The sequence below is a fragment of the Lysinibacillus sp. UGB7 genome, from assembly GCF_049058285.1.
Lineage (GTDB): Bacteria > Bacillota > Bacilli > Bacillales_A > Planococcaceae > Lysinibacillus > Lysinibacillus sphaericus_B.
This window is the reverse complement of record NZ_JBMGUV010000096.1, coordinates 1-1,093: the sequence shown is the minus strand read 5'-3', so window position 1 is coordinate 1,093 and position 1,093 is coordinate 1. Positions and strand designations below refer to the sequence as shown.

Annotated in this window: 4 protein-coding genes; all 4 read left to right on the top strand. The window is 38.4% G+C overall.

Annotated elements, in window-relative coordinates; genetic code table 11:
- Positions 1-191, top strand: a 191-nt coding sequence (locus ACOMCU_RS28060) for a hypothetical protein (RefSeq protein WP_421052306.1), incomplete at its 5' end; no start/stop codon positions are given.
- A 125-nt stretch (positions 192-316) separates the two neighbouring features.
- Positions 317-493, top strand: a complete 177-nt coding sequence (locus ACOMCU_RS28055; protein WP_421052305.1) for a hypothetical protein — start codon at positions 317-319, stop codon at positions 491-493.
- Positions 490-771 carry a hypothetical protein gene (locus tag ACOMCU_RS28050; protein WP_421052304.1) on the top strand — a complete coding sequence of 94 codons (282 nt, stop codon included), beginning with the start codon at positions 490-492 and terminating at the stop codon, positions 769-771. The genes ACOMCU_RS28055 and ACOMCU_RS28050 overlap by 4 nt, the downstream gene beginning before the upstream one ends.
- Entirely contained in the window at positions 768-1,055 is a 288-nt protein-coding gene (locus ACOMCU_RS28045) for a hypothetical protein (protein WP_421052303.1), read from the top strand. Before ACOMCU_RS28050 ends, ACOMCU_RS28045 begins: the two co-directional genes overlap by 4 nt.
- Positions 1,056-1,093: the final 38 nt, after the last annotated feature.

The window sequence follows — 1,093 nt, the reverse complement described above, 5'->3', positions numbered from 1 at the left end:
TATATCGTAGTGACAACACAGCATTTGGAGAATACACCGAAGAAGAATTAAGACAAATGAAACACGAGGGTTGGTGTGTAGCGCATTCAATTAATCTAACGAATCACAAAATACGCCACCCGAAAAATAGAAAGCACGTACAAGGCAAAGTCGTTGGAGTGAACAGGAATGGCATACGGGTTATGCAATAAGTGTTTTAAGTCTAAATGGCTTATAAACGACCTTAAATGCGAATTGATGATAGCTGCAGCAAGCAAGAATAAGGAGCTATCCCAATTTGCTACGAAACTATTAATCAGCATTGGAGATTTAGAAAATGCCAGAAATACAGACAGTTGAAAAGATGGCCATCATGTTTAATTCATTACAAGGCAAAGATTTAAACCTTGTCAGTTGGGATATTGAGCCACATAAAGGAATTGTTTTAGCTCGTGATAAAGATGGCAACACATTCAAAATTACTATAGAGCCACAACAGGAGGTAATCACATGAGTTTGAGATTTTACGAAGTTATGCAGCCGTATTATGCGCTGTTAAAAGCAAAGAATCCTGACAGCGCAAAGCAAATTTATACAAAAATTGTAGAAGGTGTACAGCCGTTAGCATTGGACGAACAGCTTGAAATGAAAGAAGTGCCGGTCGAGTATGCATCTGTAGTATATAGCAGATCTCTTACAAGAGATGCCCGTGAAATACCACTGGATGCAGTTGTACAAGCACTGACTAATCGAACTGAAATGATTCTTACCGTGGAAGGTTGCGCAGCATGAGTTGTCAAATGGATTATTACATGGTGATGGAGGAACTAGGACAAATAACAATATTTGATGTGTTAGATAACGAACAGCCTGCGTTTTCAGTCGGTGACCATGTAAGAGTTATAATCACGCCAGATAGTGATGAGGAGTCTTACAACTACTTTAAATATCACTTTCCAGAAGTACTAAAAAAGCCAGGAAAGATTATTGAGGACCTAGCAAATAATCAGTATTTAGTAAGCTTTGCAGGAACCAAGCAAATATTAAAGGGTAGCGAAATTGAGCGAAAAAAATAGAGCTTACCGCATGCACGCAGTAAGCTCTAAATTCAAAC

What these genes read in the sequence shown, in the direction of transcription:
- ACOMCU_RS28055 (WP_421052305.1), top strand. Translation starts at nt 317, where the DNA reads ATGCCAGAAATACAGACAGTTGAAAAGATGGCCATCATGTTTAATTCA.
- ACOMCU_RS28050 (WP_421052304.1), top strand. Translation starts at nt 490, where the DNA reads ATGAGTTTGAGATTTTACGAAGTTATGCAGCCGTATTATGCGCTGTTA.
- ACOMCU_RS28045 (WP_421052303.1), top strand. Translation starts at nt 768, where the DNA reads ATGAGTTGTCAAATGGATTATTACATGGTGATGGAGGAACTAGGACAA.